Consider the following 14647-nt stretch of genomic DNA (forward strand, 5'->3'; position numbering starts at 1 on the left):
ACCCGGCGAATAGCTAGAGCCAGACAGCTAGATTGTCCGAATTTTGGCCCGAAACGGAGCCTTCTAGTCGTCTGAATCTAGCTAATCGCCATGGGGAGGGGGCTGCAGGCCTCGGCGAGCCCCAAGCGCAGACGGCTAGAGCGCCAACAAACCCCGAACGCGCTCGATCCGCTCGGTCTGTGCCGCCGCCACGTGAGGGTTACCGGCCGCCAAGATCGCCCTGTACTCCAACGCGCGCTCGCACAGGAAGAACAGGTCGGGGATGTGGGACCAGCGGCTGAGGACGTGATCGTCGACGGCGCCGGCCAACATCCCGTCGATAAGCGTCAGGGCCGCAGTGTAACCGTGCGGGCGCGGCTCGGCGCTGGGCACAATGTCGCTGAGCGCGGGTGCGAGCGATCCGGAGAAAAGGCAACAGGCGAGGAAATCCGCGTGGGTGAGCTGCCCGCCCTTGACGGCGACGCCGGGCGCGGAAGACCAAGCGGCACGCTCGGCGCGGGCCCAAGCATCATCACGCTGGATGGCGGGGGCGGGGAAATGGGCGACAGCGTCGTCGAAACGCAGGGCTGCGGCGATCGCCTCGTCGATGCGGTGGCCGGGCTGCCCCTCGATGAAGTCGGTGGCGCGGAAACCGGCCAGAGCAAAACGGCCGTCGGTGGTCCGCACGGGGCGCGCAATCCGCAGGCCCGGAACGGTGACCTTCTCCCGCAGTTTCGACGACCACGCGGCGTGCGCAGGCGCGGAAGAAATGACGATGCGCCCGTAGCGCACCCCGTTGCCCCACTCGTTGCCGAGCGGCTCCGGGCGTGCGTCATCGACTTGGAAAGACGTCAATACATGCCCCGGAATCGCCATATCAGCCGCCCTTTCTACAACGCAGCCGGGCGCGGATACGGCCACGGGTTCGCAAGGCAGGTGTCCGCGTTGTCCGGGTAGACCTCATCCGGCGCAACGCGGAACAGCTCGGCGTTGTTCAGGCTCAGAGTCTGCTGCATCATGATCGGCGCGAGCTCCCCGTTGGTCGGGCACGGCTCGTGGGCCGCATACCCCAGGGCGTGGCCGACCTCGTGGTTGATCACGTACTGGCGGTAGGACCCCAAGTCACCGTTGAAGGGGGCGGCACCGCGGACCCAGCGGGACTCGTTGATGAGCACCCTGTCACCGTGCTCCTCACTGAAGAGACGGCACGACGTTTCCAGGCCCAAGTCGTCGCCGCACAACTCGCGGGCTGTTCCCACCGATGCCAGTTGGATACGCAGATCCGGTTCATCACTGGCGCTGACGTGCTCGAAGCGCACACCCGGATCATTAGTCCACCCGCGCGGGTCGGACAAGGTGGTGTCCACCATCGTGGCAAAGCTGTCATCACCACCGAAGCGGCTGGTGTCAATGCCGTCTTCAACCTCGGTGCTGAAGCGCACCACCTGCTCTTCGCCCTTGCCCACGTTCATTCCGGGCGCACCGATGGGGCGGAACGTGCCCGCCCCTTCCTCGGTGTAGGGGCCGCCTGGGGGCAACTCCGTGATGGCTACCTCCCCCTCGGGCATCGGGGCCACCGTTTTGCGGGTCTCCTGCTCCTGCCCCTCCACCTGTCCCGGAGCGCGGTCTGATGCACCGATGGTCTCCCCGGACGGGGTGTTGACAATGCTCCAGATGACCAGCGCCGTCACCACAATCAAGACGGGAATGGCATACGCGCGCCAACCGTAAGTGCGCGCGAAGCGTGCCAGAGCGCCGTCGCTGGCGGTGTCGGGGTGGTGGCTCATAGGGGTTAATCTATCCCGGGCTTAACCGGAGAAGCCAACAGCACGCGGGGTGGAGTTACCCAATTCCACATACAGGATGCGCTCGGTGCGCACGACGAACTTCATGCCGCGCTCGTCCTCCAGGGTCAGCGTCGGTGCGCCGGATTCGATGGCACGGGTAATCTGCCCCTGGATGTCCTCCTGGTTCTGCGGGGAGGTGATGGACAGTTCGCGGTGGCTGTCAGCCAAACCAATCTTGATTTCCATTGTGTCCTTAAACTTCGTTGTTACTTGCTCGTTGCTGCAATGGTCACATTGTAACGGTGGGCAGTTAAGATGTTCACGTGTCCGATCAGCAACCCACCTTCGCCGAGCTCGGTGTCGCCGCAGAGATTGTGGAGGCGCTCGGAGAGTCCGGCATTGAGCGCGTTTTCTCCATCCAGGAGTTGACGTTGCCCCTCGCGTTGGCGGGCCGCGATCTGATCGGTCAGGCCCGCACGGGCATGGGTAAGACGTTCGCCTTTGGGGTTCCCCTGTTGGACCGCGTGTTCGACGATGCGGCAATTGAGGAACTTGACGGCACCCCGCGCGCTCTGGTGATCACCCCCACGCGCGAGCTCGCAGTTCAGGTCAGCGAGGATCTCACGCTGGCAGCGTCGAAAACGCCCGTCCGCTTGACGACGATTTATGGCGGCCGCCCCTACGACGAGCAACTGAACGCCCTGGAAGCCGGTGTCGATGTCGTGGTGGGCACGCCCGGCCGTCTGCTGGACCTGCATGAGCGCGGCGACCTGGTCTTGGACCGCGTGGCCATTCTCGTGCTCGATGAGGCCGACGAGATGCTCGACCTGGGCTTCCTGCCCGACATCCAGCGGCTGTGGGGAGCGTTGAGTCAGCCGCTGCAGACGATGCTGTTCTCCGCCACGATGCCAGCACCGATTCTGAAGCTGGCGCGGGAGATGATGAACAAGCCGGTGCACATCCGCGCCGAGTCTGCTGATTCCTCCCAGCTGCACGACACCACCAAGCAGGTCGTGTTCGTGTCCCACAAGATGGATAAGCCGGAGGTTGTCGCCCGCGTGCTGCAGGCCGACGGCCGTGGCCGGACCATTATTTTCACCCGCACGAAGCGCACCGCCGCTGAGGTCGCCGAGGACGTGGCGCGGCGCGGTTTCGCCGTCGGCTCCGTCCACGGTGACCTGGGGCAATCTGCCCGCGAGCGGTCGCTGGAGGCGTTCCGCAAGGGGGATGTGGAAATCCTCGTGGCCACTGATGTCGCCGCCCGCGGCATCGATGTCGACGACGTCACTCACGTGATCAACTACCAAACTCCGGATGACCCGATGACCTATGTCCACCGCATTGGCCGCACCGGCCGCGCGGGCCGCACAGGCACGGCTGTGACCTTGGTCGGGTTCGATGAAACCGGGAAGTGGAAGATCATTTCCGACGAGCTGGGCCTGGACATGCCGGAGCCGCCGTCGTGGTTCTCCACGTCGCCCGAGCTTTTCGACGCGTTGAGCATCCCCGAGGACGCAAAGTCCTCCGTCGGACCGGCCCGGGAGGTGCACGGCATCCCCAAGCGCTCCGGCGGTGAGGGGCAGAAGCAGCGGTCCCGCTCGCGTTCTGGCTCCGGTTCGCGCTCGCGTTCCGGGAGGCGCCGATGAGCTCCAACACTCCCCTGCGGCGCACCCGTGGAGACCTCATCGCCACGGCCGTGATCGCGGCCGTATGCGTTTTGCTCCTGCTCATTGCGTACTTCACGGCGCCGATCCGCCAGGACGAGCTCGCACCTGCCGCCGAAGAGTTCCCCGATGCCGGCATTTTGGCGAACGTGCCGAACGGCCTCACTGAGAGTCACGCCTTGCCGGATGCTTCCCCCTCGCCAAGGCCGCTCGTGGTCAATGGTCTCGTGATCACTTACGCAGACAACACGATCACCGCCACGAACCCGGCAGGTGAGACAGAGTGGACCTACAAGCGCGGACCTGAGCTGTGCGGCATGGCCAGCGCATGGGGCAACGTCGTTGCTGTGTACCGCACCAAGATCGGATGCGGCGATGTTGTGTCTATTAAGGCAGCGACCGGCCAATACGTGGACACCCGTTCCGCTATCTCACCCGAGCAAGTGGCTGTCATCGCGTCGAATGACCGCGTGGGCACCGTCGGTAATGCGGGCATCTCGCGTGCCGAGTTGTGGCGCTCCGACTTGGTCCGCACCGTCGAGTACGGCGAACTGGAAGCACGCCAGGAGCCGGAGACGCAACCGAACCCCGGTTGCACCCTGACCTCCGCGCTCACCCGCACCGAGCTGTTGGCCATCACGGAGCGTTGTGAAGACGGGGCGTGGCTGCGCTTCCAGAAGACCACTCCGGAAGATTCCCGTAAACCGGAGATGCACGACGGGTCCGTCTCCATCCCGGACGGCGCCTACCTTGTGGGCATCAGCCAGGACGCTGCGGCGATCCACGACCCAGCGACCTCCAAGGTCACCTCCTACGACCAGGACGGCGCGGAACTCGCCAGCGCATCCGTCCCAGAGTCAAACCTGCTGGCGGACTCCGCGATCGGTGTCGCCGACGTCCAGACTGCGGATCTGCCGCACCACATGAGCTACTTCGACGGCAACAACCTGCTCCTGCTTGACCCGGCTACCTTGGCCGTGACCACGATTTACCAGGGCGCGCTCGGCACCGGTGCCGCCATTGGTGGCCGGCTGCTCTACGCCAGCTCAGACGGCATCGCCGTGGCGGATTGGGATAGCGAGACCGTGGAGAAAGTCATCCCTGTCGACCGTGGCGGTTTCACGGGGCAGGTGGCGGTGGCGTCGGCTGGGCCGACCATCGTCGAAAAGCGAGGCGCTGACGTCGTCGTGCTGGACGCGCCCTAGCGCTGCTGTCGCGCGCGGCGCTTGTTAAAGTTCGATGTCGCCCAATCCGTCGATGCCGGGTGAAGCGCGCACCCGAGTGCGAGCAACGCCGCGATCAGCGTGGTCACACCGAGTGCGACTGCTCCCCCACTGAACATGAAGAACGCGATGCCGAGCAGCAGCGCGTTGATGAACACGATGATGGACCGGCCCCACTGGCCGCCGCGCAGGATGTTGATGGCGCCGTAGACCATCGGCCCGAAGGCTGCCAGGATGAACAGTGCCGTGCCCACTCCCACGAAGGCGAAAGCGGCGGTGTCCGACTCCACTAAAGCCTCATCTGCCCCCATGCGTGCCTGCGTGATGGCGAAGTAGATGCCGTAGCCGATCGCGGCGGCACCTTCGACGATTGCGACCGCGGCAGACATTTTCATCGGCGCAGGCGCAGACGTAGGCACGAGGTTGTCCGGGGTTTCTTGGGGGCTGGGTGTCGAACTCACGCATCTCATCCTATGTGGCGTCCGCGATTTGACGAACTCCCCTTGCGCGGTTTTCCCGCGGTGCCCACGTTTGTGCACCACAACGCGGTTTTCGCTTATCGACGCTTCGTCCCCCTCCCCTCCAAACCCCAGCCGGCAAGCAGCACTGAATATGAATTAGGTCACAATTTGGCGTTTACCCCTAGCGCGCGCTATGTAAACATGCCATTATTCTCGGGTAGCAAAAACAAAGAGCTAGTTACCTAGCCACTAACTCCAAGCCACCACGGAGTTAACATCCGGTAAACGGAAGACGGGTCTCGGAGCCACCGAGAACACCGCCCGTAGGGAAGCCGGATTCTTCTACTTTGCGCAAACCCTGATCTCCAGGATCACCGTGACCGCAGTGTGCCTGTACCGCACTCGCTTTGAGGCGTTGTGCTTTCCAGATGCATGCCTGCTTCACGGGGGTTTGTTAGTGGTGCGCACGCTCGACCAAGAACGCAACAACATCACACAGAACCCACTGAATAAAGGAGACCCCCATCATGGATTGGCGCCACGAAGCTGTTTGCCGCGACGAAGACCCCGAACTGTTCTTCCCGGTCGGTAACTCCGGCCCCGCACTGTCCCAGATCGCCCAGGCCAAGCTGGTCTGCAACCGCTGCCCCGTCACCTCCCAGTGCCTGAAGTGGGCACTTGAGACCGGCCAGGATGCAGGCGTGTGGGGCGGCATGTCCGAGGAGGAGCGCCGCGCGCTGAAGCGCCGTAACAAGCAGCGCAACCGCCAGCGCCTTTCCGCTTAAAGTCCCGCTGCCACAGCGGTGTGAACGGGGGCAATTATCGCCCCACCGCTGAACCCCGATACAGTGAACGCATAGTTCCTAACACCCCGATGGCCCAAGGAGGTCGTGATGAGCAAGCGTGGTCGTAAGCGCAAGGACCGCCGCAAAAAGAGTGCAAGCCGCGGCAAGCGTCCCAACTCTTAAGCAGTAATAGAAATGTCCCTTCGCCGAGAAATCGGTGAGGGGACATTTTTGCTGCCAGTCTGCCCCGGCAGATTGCGCTAGTCGAAGCGGATCTGGGTGTAGGACACCGAGGAAATGGAGATTGACTGCACGATCTTCTGCCGGAGTCCTTCCGGGGCTTGGTCCTGGCAGTTGCACCGCCGGACGATGGAGCGCACTTGCTTCTCCGACTCGAGCCACGCAAAAGATTGGGGGCAAGCTTGAATGATGGCTTCGATCTCGTCGGCACGCTCAGCAGGTGTGGCCGGGTCGAAGTATTCGCACAAAAGCGCGTGAGCCTGGGCGGGCTCGATGCGGCAGTCGTCTTGAGACATTAGTTCGCGTCCTCCAAACCGATTCCTTGCGCGTTTGCTACGTCCTTCAACAACCCGCGCAGCTGTTTTCTTCCACGGTGCAGCCGGGACATCACTGTGCCGATGGGAATGTCCAGCGCTTCGGCGATTTCCTTGTAGGCCAAACCCTCGACGTCGGAGAGGTAGACGACCATGCGGTAGTCGTCGTTAAGCGAGTTCATCGCGTCGGCGATTTGCTGGTCCGGAAGATTGTCCAGCGCCTCAACCTCAGCCGATTGCAGACCTGTCGAATCGTGCGAGCTGGTGGTGTACAGCTGGCGGTCCGTGACGTCTTCGGCGGACGTCTCCAACGGGCGGCGCTGCTTCTTGCGGTAGCTGTTGATGTACGTGTTCGTCATGATGCGGTACATCCACGCCTTCAAGTTCGTGCCCTCTTTGAAGGAATCGAACGCGTTGAACGCCTTGAGGTAGGTCTCCTGCACCAGGTCCTCTGCGTCTTGCGGGTTGCGCGTCATCCGCAGGGCGCCGCCGTAGAGCTGGTCCAGCAGCGGCATGGCCTCCTCGGTGAAGCGGCGCTCGAGGTCTTTATCGGGCATGGGTGCCACTATAGCTAGGCTTGCTGCCATGGCTGCCCGTACCCGCGCGCTGGAAGCGCTTGAAACTGCCGGTATCGACTATGAGCTGCTCGAATACGCTGCGCACAGCGATCACTTCGGTGATCACGCCGTCGCGGAGCTCGGCCTGGACCCCACGTTGACGCTGAAGACACTCGTGATTTCCCACGGCCGCGACTTCGCCGTGTGCTGCGTGCCGGTCTCAGGCCACTTGTCGCTGAAGAAAGCTGCCAAGGCTCTGGGCTGGAAGAACGCCGAGATGGCAGACCCTGCCGCCGCGCAGCGCATGACGGGCTATGTCGTCGGTGGCATCTCGCCACTGGGCACCTCCCGCACCTTGCCCACGCTTATCGACGCCTCCGTCGCCCACACCGACCGCATCACCTGCTCCGCCGGCCAACGCGGTCTCTCGTTCGCGGTGAGCCCGCAGGACCTCGCGGCGGCAGCGGGGGCTGAGTTCGCCGACATCGCCAGCAGCTAGTTAAGCCGCCGGCGTTCCTTGAACGCGGCCCGGAAGGACGGTTTCTCCGCCACGGTCTCCCCGCGCGCGTTGAACAGCGGCGGGCCGTCCTCGTCCTTCTTCCAAGTGGGCAACAGGCCCCAGCGCGCGGAGTCGATCTGCGCGGCTGATTCGGCGATGCGGATGAGCGGCACCTGGTTGGTCGGCGCGATGTTGTACCGCGGCGGCGGGGTGCCGTCGGGTGTGGCCACGTCAGTGACGCCGGGAAGCTGGCTGACAGCTTCGACGAGATCGTGGCCGGTGGTGAAGAGAACGAAGCGTCCGCACATGCTCGGTAATATTAACCGCATGACGCAACTCTGGCCCGCGCCCTACCACCCCGACCCCATCATCCACACCCAGGTGATTCCGGGGTCGAAGTCGTTGACGAACCGAGCCTACGTGCTCGCCGCCCTCGCTGACGGACCATCGACGCTGGTCGGAGCTTTGCGTTCCCGCGACACCGATCTCATGGAGTCCGCGCTGGAGAGCATGGGCGTGCAGTTCACGCGCGATGGGGACGCGGTCACTGCCACCCCAGGCGCGCTCACGGGCGCGGAGGTCGACTGTGGGCTCGCAGGCACTGTCATGCGGTTCGTGCCCGCCGTCGCAGCGTTCGCGTCCGGGCCCGTGCTTATCGACGGCGACCCACAAGCCCGTTCCCGCCCCGTCTCGACCATCCTCAACGCGCTTCGCGACCTTGGCGTTCACGTGGACGGGGATTCCCTGCCGTTCACGGTGAATGGATCGGGATCGGCGCTGGGGGGACGGGTGGAGATTGATGCGTCGTCAAGCTCGCAGTTTGTGTCGGCTTTGCTTTTGGCTGGTGCCCGCTTTGAGCGCGGCGTGCAACTGGTGCACACCGGCGGCAAGCTGCCGTCGATGCCGCACATCCAGATGACTGTCGACATGGTGCGCGACGCCGGCGTGACCGTTGAGACCGGCGACAACGAGTGGACCGTGCAGCCTGGCCCCATCGCCGGGCGGACGTGGATGATCGAACCGGACCTGTCCAACGCCACCCCGTTCCTCGCAGCTGCGGCCGTGACCGGCGGCGAAGTGACTGTCCCTTTCTGGCCGCAGGAAACCACCCAGGCCGGGGACGCGATCCGCGGCATTCTCGAACGCATGGGCTGCGACGTGTCGCTCGTGCCCAACGGGCCGGCGCACGCGCTGAAAGTCACCGGCCCGGAAGGCGGCAAACTGCGCGGGATCTCGCTGGACATGAGTGACATCGGCGAACTCACCCCGACGGTCGCCGCGCTTGCTGCCCACGCCACCACACCGTCCGAACTCACCGGCATCGCGCACCTGCGCGGTCACGAAACCGACCGCCTCGCAGCGCTCTCCGCCGAGATCAACGCGCTGGGCGGCCAGTGCGACGAGCTTGACGACGGCCTGCGCATCACCCCCGCCCCCCTCCACTCCGGCACCTGGCACTCCTATGCCGACCACCGCATGGCCACCGCCGGTGCGATCATCGGTCTGACCGTTGAGGGCGTGACTGTCGAGGACATCGGCACGACAGCGAAGACGCTGCCCGGGTTCGAGCACATGTGGTCCGGCATGGTCGGCGGTGCCCATGGCTAGACGCGCCTCGCGGGACTTCTCCAGCTACGACGAATCCGACGTCCGCGTCCGCCCCGGCAAAGGCTCGCGCCCGCGGACAAAGGACCGGCCGAAACATGAAGATGCCGTCGTTGGCCTCGTCGTGTCGAAGGACCGCGGCCGGTGGGGCGTCGTCCTGGAGGAAGGCCCGGAGGCCGGCACGCGCGTGGTGTGCATGCGCGCCCGCGAACTCGGCCGCACTTCCATCGAGGTCGGCGACCGCGTCGGCGTCGTTGGCGACACCTCCGGCCAGAAGGACACCCTCGCGCGCATTGTGAAACGCCAGGAGCGCACGTCTGAGCTGCGGCGCACTGCCGATGACACCGACCCGTACGAGCGCATCGTCGTCGCCAACGCCGAAATCCTCCTCATCGTCTGCGCTGTGGCTGATCCCCCGCCGCGCACCGGTTTCGTCGAGCGCGCCCTCATCGCCGCGTTCGTCGGCGGCGTCACGCCTGTCGTGTGCTTGACCAAATCTGACCTGGACGACCCCGGCGAGTTCGAGCGCGAGCTGCGCGACTTGAACGTCGACGTCCTGCGCACCGGCATCGAGGATGACCTCGCGCATCTCCGCTCGCTTATCGACGGCCGCCTCTCCGCCCTCATCGGCCACTCCGGCGTCGGCAAATCAACCCTGGTCAACCGGCTTGTCCCCGACGCGAACCGTGAAACCGGGGAGGTCTCCGGGGTTGGTAAAGGCCGCCACACCTCTACTCAGTCGGTGGCGCTCGAGCTCCCCGCCGATGGGGACACCGCACAGGATGGCGCGACCGAGGTTGAATCCGGCGGCTTCGAGTCTGGCGGCTGGATCATCGACACCCCGGGTATCCGCTCCTTCGGCCTCGCCCACGTCTCGCCAGACGATGTCATCGCGACGTTCCCGGATCTTGCCGAGGCCACCGAGGCCTGCCCCCGCGGCTGCACCCACATGGGTCCGCCAGCTGATCCGGAATGTGCGTGGGACCAGCTCGCCACCGAGACCACCGACACCGCTGACACCGCTGCGCCCGCTGACACCGCTGCGACCGCCTCGGGCGGCGAGGATTCGGTGATCCGCCGCCGGGTCGACGCGGTCCGCAGCCTGCTTGCGGCCCTCCGCATCAACGAAACCACCTACGACTAGGTACCCGCAGCCGCCCCAGCAGGCTCCCGGCAGACCTCCCCACCGCGAATGACTAGATCCAAACAGCTAGTTTGTTGGTTTATCGGCCCCAAATCGAACGAACTAGCTGTCTGGAACTAGCTAACCGGGAAATGGGGGTGGCAGGCCGGGACGGCGGGGCAGCAGGGCGCCAGGCTAGGCCGGCGGGCCAGCGGGGCGCCAGGCTAGGCCAGCGGCGCCGGCCCAGAACAGCGGGCCGGGGGCGGCTAGAGCAGCTCGATGAGGAAGGGCAGCTCGGTGGGGTCGTAAAAGGCCAGGTAGTTGTCCTGGGCGTCGCCGACGGCGAGTTCGGCGTCTTGGTCGCCGAGGTCGGCTTCGTCGATAAGCTCTGTGGCGCGGCGTGTGGCATCCTCGGCTTCGGCGATGTCGATGTGGATGGCAGCGACGTCTTCAAGCGCGACGGGACCGGCAAGCTTGACCGTGGACTCCCCCATCTCCGGCTCCAGGCTCGCGTCAACGTCGGCGGAGATGACCACGCGGCGGTGCGGGAAGTCCTCCTCATCGCCGATGGCGAGCAGGCGCAGGGAGGCGAGAGCGGCGTCGTCGAACGCGACGAGTTCGATTTCCTCCTCGTCACCGGAGGTGAAGAACTCGGTCAGGGCCGGCGTCGCGGCGAATGCCCAGCCGTTGCGGGCGTGGATCAACCCATCGTTGTCGAGCTGTTTGAGCATGCCGAACGTGGCGGGAATGTACACGCGCACGCTAGAACTCGCCCTCGATGTCGAACAGGGACTGGATCTCCACGACGGTGCGGTCGAAGGCAGTGTGGAGGATGCCGATCAAACCGGCTTCGACGGCGCCGCGGACGTTGAGAATGTTGTCGTCGATCAGCGCGCATTCGTTCAGCGGCACGTCCATCGCATCAGCAGCAGCCTGGAATGCAGCGGCCTCGGGCTTTTCCGCGCCGATCTCACCGGAAAGGACAGCAGCGTCGACGTGGCCGCGGAACTCCCACTCGCGGATGTGGTCCGCGTCAGGCCCGCCCGGATCGTTGGAGAGGATCGAGGTGGCAATGTCGTGCTCGCGCAGCGCGGCCAGCAGCTCTCGCCAGCGGCGGGTGTCTTCCTCATCGACGTCCAGAACACCGCAGTAGTCCACGATCAAACCCTGCATCATCCACGTCCTTTCATTGCTCACTGTAGTGCGCATCACCGCGCCCCGCAGGACTGCTTTTACCGGCACAATGATACATAGCCCACGTCGCGTCCGCTGCCGCCATTGTCCCGCCCCTATGGAGGTACGCATGTACCATCCTGTCCCCGGTCACACCCACTTGAAGGTCCTTGTTCCGGAGCCTGCGGTCGGCCCGGAGCCGGAATCTCCGTTGCCGAGCGGTTCGCGGTTGTCGCCGCTTGTGCGCATTGCTCTCGACGCCGCGTTCGGTGTCCGAGAGCTGCGCGTTCTGCAACAACGCGCGTATAGCTTCGGTGTGCGCAAACACGTTGCGGCGCGGCGTCGCGCGTTGCAGTCACCCTCGACTGTGCGCGTGCTGTCGTGCCATGGCCGCGACACGCCCCACGGCACCGAGCTCTACGGCAGCATTGTGTCTGACGGGAGAACGTATGGCTGGGTCGCGCTTATCGACGAGAGCCGCCTGATCACCTTCCGCATCCTGTGAGGATTAGACCTGGACGGTGCCAGGGCCCTCTGCACCGTTGCCGTCAACGCCGTCCTGCTGGCGCTCGAACTGCTTGCGCAGCATGAACAGCTGGCGGACGGTCTCTTCCTTCACGCCGTCGTTCATGGCGTTGAACATGTCACCGCCCTCCTTCTGGTACTCCACCAGGGGGTCGCGCTGCGCCATGGCGCGCAGGCCGATGCCTTCCTTGAGGTAGTCCATCTCGTAGAGGTGCTCACGCCACTTGGTGTCGATGATCGGGAGGATGACCATGCGCTCGACGTTGCGCATCTGCTCTTCGCCACCGATCTCGGCGACGTTGTCCTCCAGCTGGTCGTACTGAGCGTTGGCGTCGTCGATAACGGCCTGGCGCAGCTGGGAGGCGGAAAGCTCGCCTGGGGAGCCGTACTCGGAGCCGTCGATAAGCTCATCGGGCGTCATGGACGGGCCGTAGAGGGAGTCGAGCGCGGTCCACAGCTGGTCCAGATCCCAATCCTCGACATAGCCGTCCATCGTGGCACCATCGACATAAGCGCCGACAGTGTCGTCGATCATGCGGCGAATCTGGTCCTTGATGTCCTTGGAATCGAGGATCTCGCGGCGCTCACGGTAGACCACCTTGCGCTGCTCGTTAAGGACCTCGTCGTACTTCAGGACGTTCTTACGGGTCTCGAAGTTCTGGTTCTCCACCTGGGACTGCGCACCCTTGATGGAGCGGGACACCATGCCGGCCTCGATCGGGACATCGTCGGGAACGTTGAGGCGGTTCATCATGTTCTCCATGGACGCACCGACAAAGCGAACCATCAGCTCATCGCGCATGGAGAGGTAGAAGCGGGTCTCACCCGGGTCACCCTGACGGCCAGAACGGCCGCGCAGCTGGTTGTCGATGCGGCGGGACTCGTGCCGCTCGGTGCCGATGACGTACAGGCCGCCGGCGTCGCGCACCTCGTCGCCAAGCTTCTCGCTCTTCTCTTTCGCCTGCGGCAAACCGGCATCCCATGCTTCCTGGTATGCCTCTTCGTCCTCGAAGGGGTCCAGGCCCTGCTCCTGCAGGCGGGCATCGAGCAGGACTTCCGGGTTGCCGCCGAGCACGATATCGGTACCGCGGCCGGCCATGTTGGTGGACACGGTCACGTTGCCGGGCAGGCCGGCCTCGGCGATGATGCGGCCCTCTTCCTCGTGGTACTTCGCGTTGAGCACGTTGTGCTTGACACCCTTGCGGGTGAGCAGCTGCGACAGGTACTCAGAGCGCTCGACGGAGGTGGTACCCACCAACACCGGCTGGCCTTTGTTCACGTGCTCCGCGATGTCCTCGGCCACAGCGGCGAACTTCGCTTCCTGAGTCTTGTAGATCAGGTCGTCGTGGTCCTTGCGGATGTTCGGCTTGTTCGGCGGGATCGCCACCACACCCAGCTTGTAAATCTGGCTGAGCTCGGCGGCCTCCGTCTCCGCGGTACCGGTCATGCCGGCAAGCTTGTTGTACAAACGGAAGTAGTTCTGCAGGGTGACGGTGGCCAGGGTCTGGTTCTCGTTCTTGATCTCCACGCCCTCTTTGGCCTCGATCGCCTGGTGCATGCCCTCGTTGTAACGGCGACCCGGCAGGATGCGGCCGGTGAACGCGTCGACGATGAGGACCTCACCCTGGCGGACGATGTAGTCCTTGTCGCGGGTAAACAGCTCCTTCGCCTTGATGGCGTTGTTCAGGTAGCTGACCAGGCTGGAGTTTTCCGGCGCGTAGAGGTTATCGATGCCGAGCTGGTCTTCGACGTACTCCACACCGACCTCGGAAACACCGACGGTGCGCTTGCGCTGGTCCACGTCGTAGTGGATGCCGGCCTTCATGCGCGGCGCCAGCTGAGCGAAGACGGTGTAGAACTGGCTCGTCGAATCAGTCGGACCAGAGATGATCAGCGGAGTACGGGCCTCATCGATAAGGATCGAGTCGACCTCATCCACGATGGCGAAGTTGTGGCCGCGCTGCACCATGTCCTCCACCGACTTGGTCATATTGTCGCGCAGGTAGTCGAAACCGAACTCGTTGTTGGTGCCGTAGGTGATGTCGCAAGCATAGGCCTCCTTGCGCTCCGGCGGGCGCAGGTCCGAAAGGATCACTCCGACGGTCAGGCCGAGGAAGCGGTGCACACGGCCCATCATCTCGGCGTCACGCTTAGCCAGGTAGTCGTTCACCGTGACGATGTGCACGCCCTCGCCGCCCAGTCCGTTGAGGTAGGCCGGCAGCACCGAGGTCAGAGTCTTACCTTCACCAGTCTTCATCTCGGCGACGGAACCGAAGTGCAGGGCGGCACCACCCATGATCTGCACCTTGTAGTGCTTCTGCCCCAGCACGCGCCAGGACGCCTCCCGGGCAGTGGCAAAGGCGTCGAGCAGGATCTCATCCATGCTCGTGCCGTCTGCCAGAGCCGCCTTGAACTCGTCGGTTTTGGCCTTGAGCTCTTCATCGGTCAGCGCTGCGTACTCGTCCTCGAGGGCGAGTACCTGGTCAGCAATTTTGTCGTAACGCTTGACCGTGCGGCCTTCACCGGCGCGCAGCAGTTTGGACAGTCCGAACACGTGGTGCTTCCTTTGTGTCTGGGTCAGAATTCAAATTCAAAGGACAATTGTACGCACGCCCCGCCCAAGTCCTACTTTCAGGCAGCTGGGAAGCGTGTCGGAAGTTGCGAAACTGCCTGCCGCGGCGTGGGGCCGGGCAGGCAGCGTCGATAAGCGGC

Annotated in this window: 17 protein-coding genes and 1 pseudogene; 8 read left to right on the forward strand and 10 right to left on the reverse strand. The window is 64.4% G+C overall.

All coding sequences use genetic code 11. The features are described 5' to 3' along the window. Window positions 1–135: 135 nt before the first annotated feature. Genes HMPREF0291_RS00100 through HMPREF0291_RS00110 form a run of 3 tightly spaced genes read right to left on the reverse strand, consistent with a single transcriptional unit; the run spans window position 136 to window position 2012 of the window. A complete protein-coding gene (locus HMPREF0291_RS00100; protein ID WP_005286037.1) occupies window positions 136–855 on the reverse strand; it encodes a hypothetical protein in 720 nt (239 codons plus the stop codon). Between the two features lie 14 nt (window positions 856–869). Continuing rightward, complete coding sequence (locus HMPREF0291_RS00105) at window positions 870–1766, reverse strand: DUF3152 domain-containing protein (RefSeq protein ID WP_005286040.1); 897 nt, start codon at window positions 1764–1766, stop codon at window positions 870–872. Between the two features lie 21 nt (window positions 1767–1787). Next, window positions 1788–2012 carry a DUF3107 domain-containing protein gene (locus tag HMPREF0291_RS00110; RefSeq protein ID WP_005286043.1) on the reverse strand — a complete coding sequence of 75 codons (225 nt, stop codon included), beginning with the start codon at window positions 2010–2012 and terminating at the stop codon, window positions 1788–1790. A 77-nt stretch (window positions 2013–2089) separates the two neighbouring features. Between HMPREF0291_RS00110 and HMPREF0291_RS00115 the strand changes: the two genes are divergently transcribed. After that, the gene (locus HMPREF0291_RS00115) at window positions 2090–3412 is read left to right on the forward strand and encodes a DEAD/DEAH box helicase (RefSeq protein WP_005286046.1); all 1323 of its coding nucleotides are present in this window, start codon (window positions 2090–2092) and stop codon (window positions 3410–3412) included. After that, entirely contained in the window at window positions 3409–4635 is a 1227-nt protein-coding gene (locus HMPREF0291_RS00120; RefSeq protein ID WP_005286049.1) for an Rv3212 family protein, read from the forward strand. The genes HMPREF0291_RS00115 and HMPREF0291_RS00120 overlap by 4 nt, the downstream gene beginning before the upstream one ends. Here HMPREF0291_RS00120 and HMPREF0291_RS00125 read toward each other — a convergent pair. Beyond that, a complete protein-coding gene (locus HMPREF0291_RS00125) occupies window positions 4632–5114 on the reverse strand; it encodes a hypothetical protein (protein WP_005286051.1) in 483 nt (160 codons plus the stop codon). The two genes, HMPREF0291_RS00120 and HMPREF0291_RS00125, sit on opposite strands and share 4 nt — an antisense overlap. 527 nt (window positions 5115–5641) lie before the next feature. Between HMPREF0291_RS00125 and HMPREF0291_RS00130 the strand changes: the two genes are divergently transcribed. Together HMPREF0291_RS00130 and HMPREF0291_RS12175 are read left to right on the forward strand one after the other, a co-directional pair. Beyond that, on the forward strand, window positions 5642–5899 hold the full coding sequence (locus HMPREF0291_RS00130) for a WhiB family transcriptional regulator (RefSeq protein WP_005286053.1): 258 nt from the start codon (window positions 5642–5644) through the stop codon (window positions 5897–5899). A 108-nt stretch (window positions 5900–6007) separates the two neighbouring features. Continuing rightward, window positions 6008–6082 carry a 50S ribosomal protein bL37 gene (locus tag HMPREF0291_RS12175; protein WP_408639916.1) on the forward strand — a complete coding sequence of 25 codons (75 nt, stop codon included), beginning with the start codon at window positions 6008–6010 and terminating at the stop codon, window positions 6080–6082. Between the two features lie 77 nt (window positions 6083–6159). Here the strand turns inward: HMPREF0291_RS12175 and HMPREF0291_RS00135 are convergent, their stop codons facing one another. Both HMPREF0291_RS00135 and HMPREF0291_RS00140 read right to left on the reverse strand, forming a co-directional pair. Continuing rightward, a complete protein-coding gene (locus HMPREF0291_RS00135) occupies window positions 6160–6435 on the reverse strand; it encodes a hypothetical protein (RefSeq protein ID WP_005286055.1) in 276 nt (91 codons plus the stop codon). Further along, window positions 6435–7010 carry a sigma-70 family RNA polymerase sigma factor gene (locus tag HMPREF0291_RS00140; protein WP_005286057.1) on the reverse strand — a complete coding sequence of 192 codons (576 nt, stop codon included), beginning with the start codon at window positions 7008–7010 and terminating at the stop codon, window positions 6435–6437. Before HMPREF0291_RS00140 ends, HMPREF0291_RS00135 begins: the two co-directional genes overlap by 1 nt. Window positions 7011–7038: 28 nt before the next feature. Here HMPREF0291_RS00140 and ybaK point away from each other — a divergent pair, with 28 nt between their 5' ends. Continuing rightward, a complete protein-coding gene (gene ybaK, locus HMPREF0291_RS00145) occupies window positions 7039–7509 on the forward strand; it encodes a Cys-tRNA(Pro) deacylase (RefSeq protein ID WP_040423398.1) in 471 nt (156 codons plus the stop codon). A 2-nt stretch (window positions 7510–7511) separates the two neighbouring features. Here the strand turns inward: ybaK and HMPREF0291_RS00150 are convergent. After that, window positions 7512–7817, reverse strand: a pseudogene (locus HMPREF0291_RS00150) (SOS response-associated peptidase family protein); the annotation flags it as partial. On the opposite strand from HMPREF0291_RS00150, the gene aroA reads away from it, so the two are divergent. Then, window positions 7816–9117, forward strand: a complete 1302-nt coding sequence (gene aroA / locus HMPREF0291_RS00155) for a 3-phosphoshikimate 1-carboxyvinyltransferase (protein ID WP_005286064.1) — start codon at window positions 7816–7818, stop codon at window positions 9115–9117. The pseudogene HMPREF0291_RS00150 and the gene aroA overlap by 2 nt on opposite strands. Continuing rightward, window positions 9110–10258 (forward strand): ribosome small subunit-dependent GTPase A, encoded by a 1149-nt coding sequence (gene rsgA, locus HMPREF0291_RS00160; protein WP_005286068.1) that lies wholly within the window; start codon window positions 9110–9112, stop codon window positions 10256–10258. The genes aroA and rsgA overlap by 8 nt, the downstream gene beginning before the upstream one ends. Before the next feature lie 245 nt (window positions 10259–10503). Here the strand turns inward: rsgA and HMPREF0291_RS00165 are convergent, their stop codons facing one another. Both HMPREF0291_RS00165 and HMPREF0291_RS00170 read right to left on the reverse strand, forming a co-directional pair. Beyond that, window positions 10504–10998 (reverse strand): DUF6912 family protein, encoded by a 495-nt coding sequence (locus HMPREF0291_RS00165; protein ID WP_005286071.1) that lies wholly within the window; start codon window positions 10996–10998, stop codon window positions 10504–10506. Window position 10999: 1 nt separating this feature from the next. Beyond that, complete coding sequence (locus HMPREF0291_RS00170) at window positions 11000–11410, reverse strand: HAD-IA family hydrolase (protein ID WP_040423832.1); 411 nt, start codon at window positions 11408–11410, stop codon at window positions 11000–11002. Window positions 11411–11540: 130 nt separating this feature from the next. On the opposite strand from HMPREF0291_RS00170, the gene HMPREF0291_RS00175 reads away from it, so the two are divergent. After that, complete coding sequence (locus tag HMPREF0291_RS00175; protein WP_040423399.1) at window positions 11541–11915, forward strand: hypothetical protein; 375 nt, start codon at window positions 11541–11543, stop codon at window positions 11913–11915. 3 nt (window positions 11916–11918) lie between these two features. Here the strand turns inward: HMPREF0291_RS00175 and secA are convergent, their stop codons facing one another. Further along, window positions 11919–14489 carry a preprotein translocase subunit SecA gene (secA, locus tag HMPREF0291_RS00180; protein ID WP_005286080.1) on the reverse strand — a complete coding sequence of 857 codons (2571 nt, stop codon included), beginning with the start codon at window positions 14487–14489 and terminating at the stop codon, window positions 11919–11921. Window positions 14490–14647 lie beyond the last annotated feature (158 nt).

It is taken from the genome of Corynebacterium genitalium ATCC 33030, assembly GCF_000143825.1.
GTDB classification, from domain to species: Bacteria; Actinomycetota; Actinomycetes; order Mycobacteriales; family Mycobacteriaceae; genus Corynebacterium; species Corynebacterium genitalium.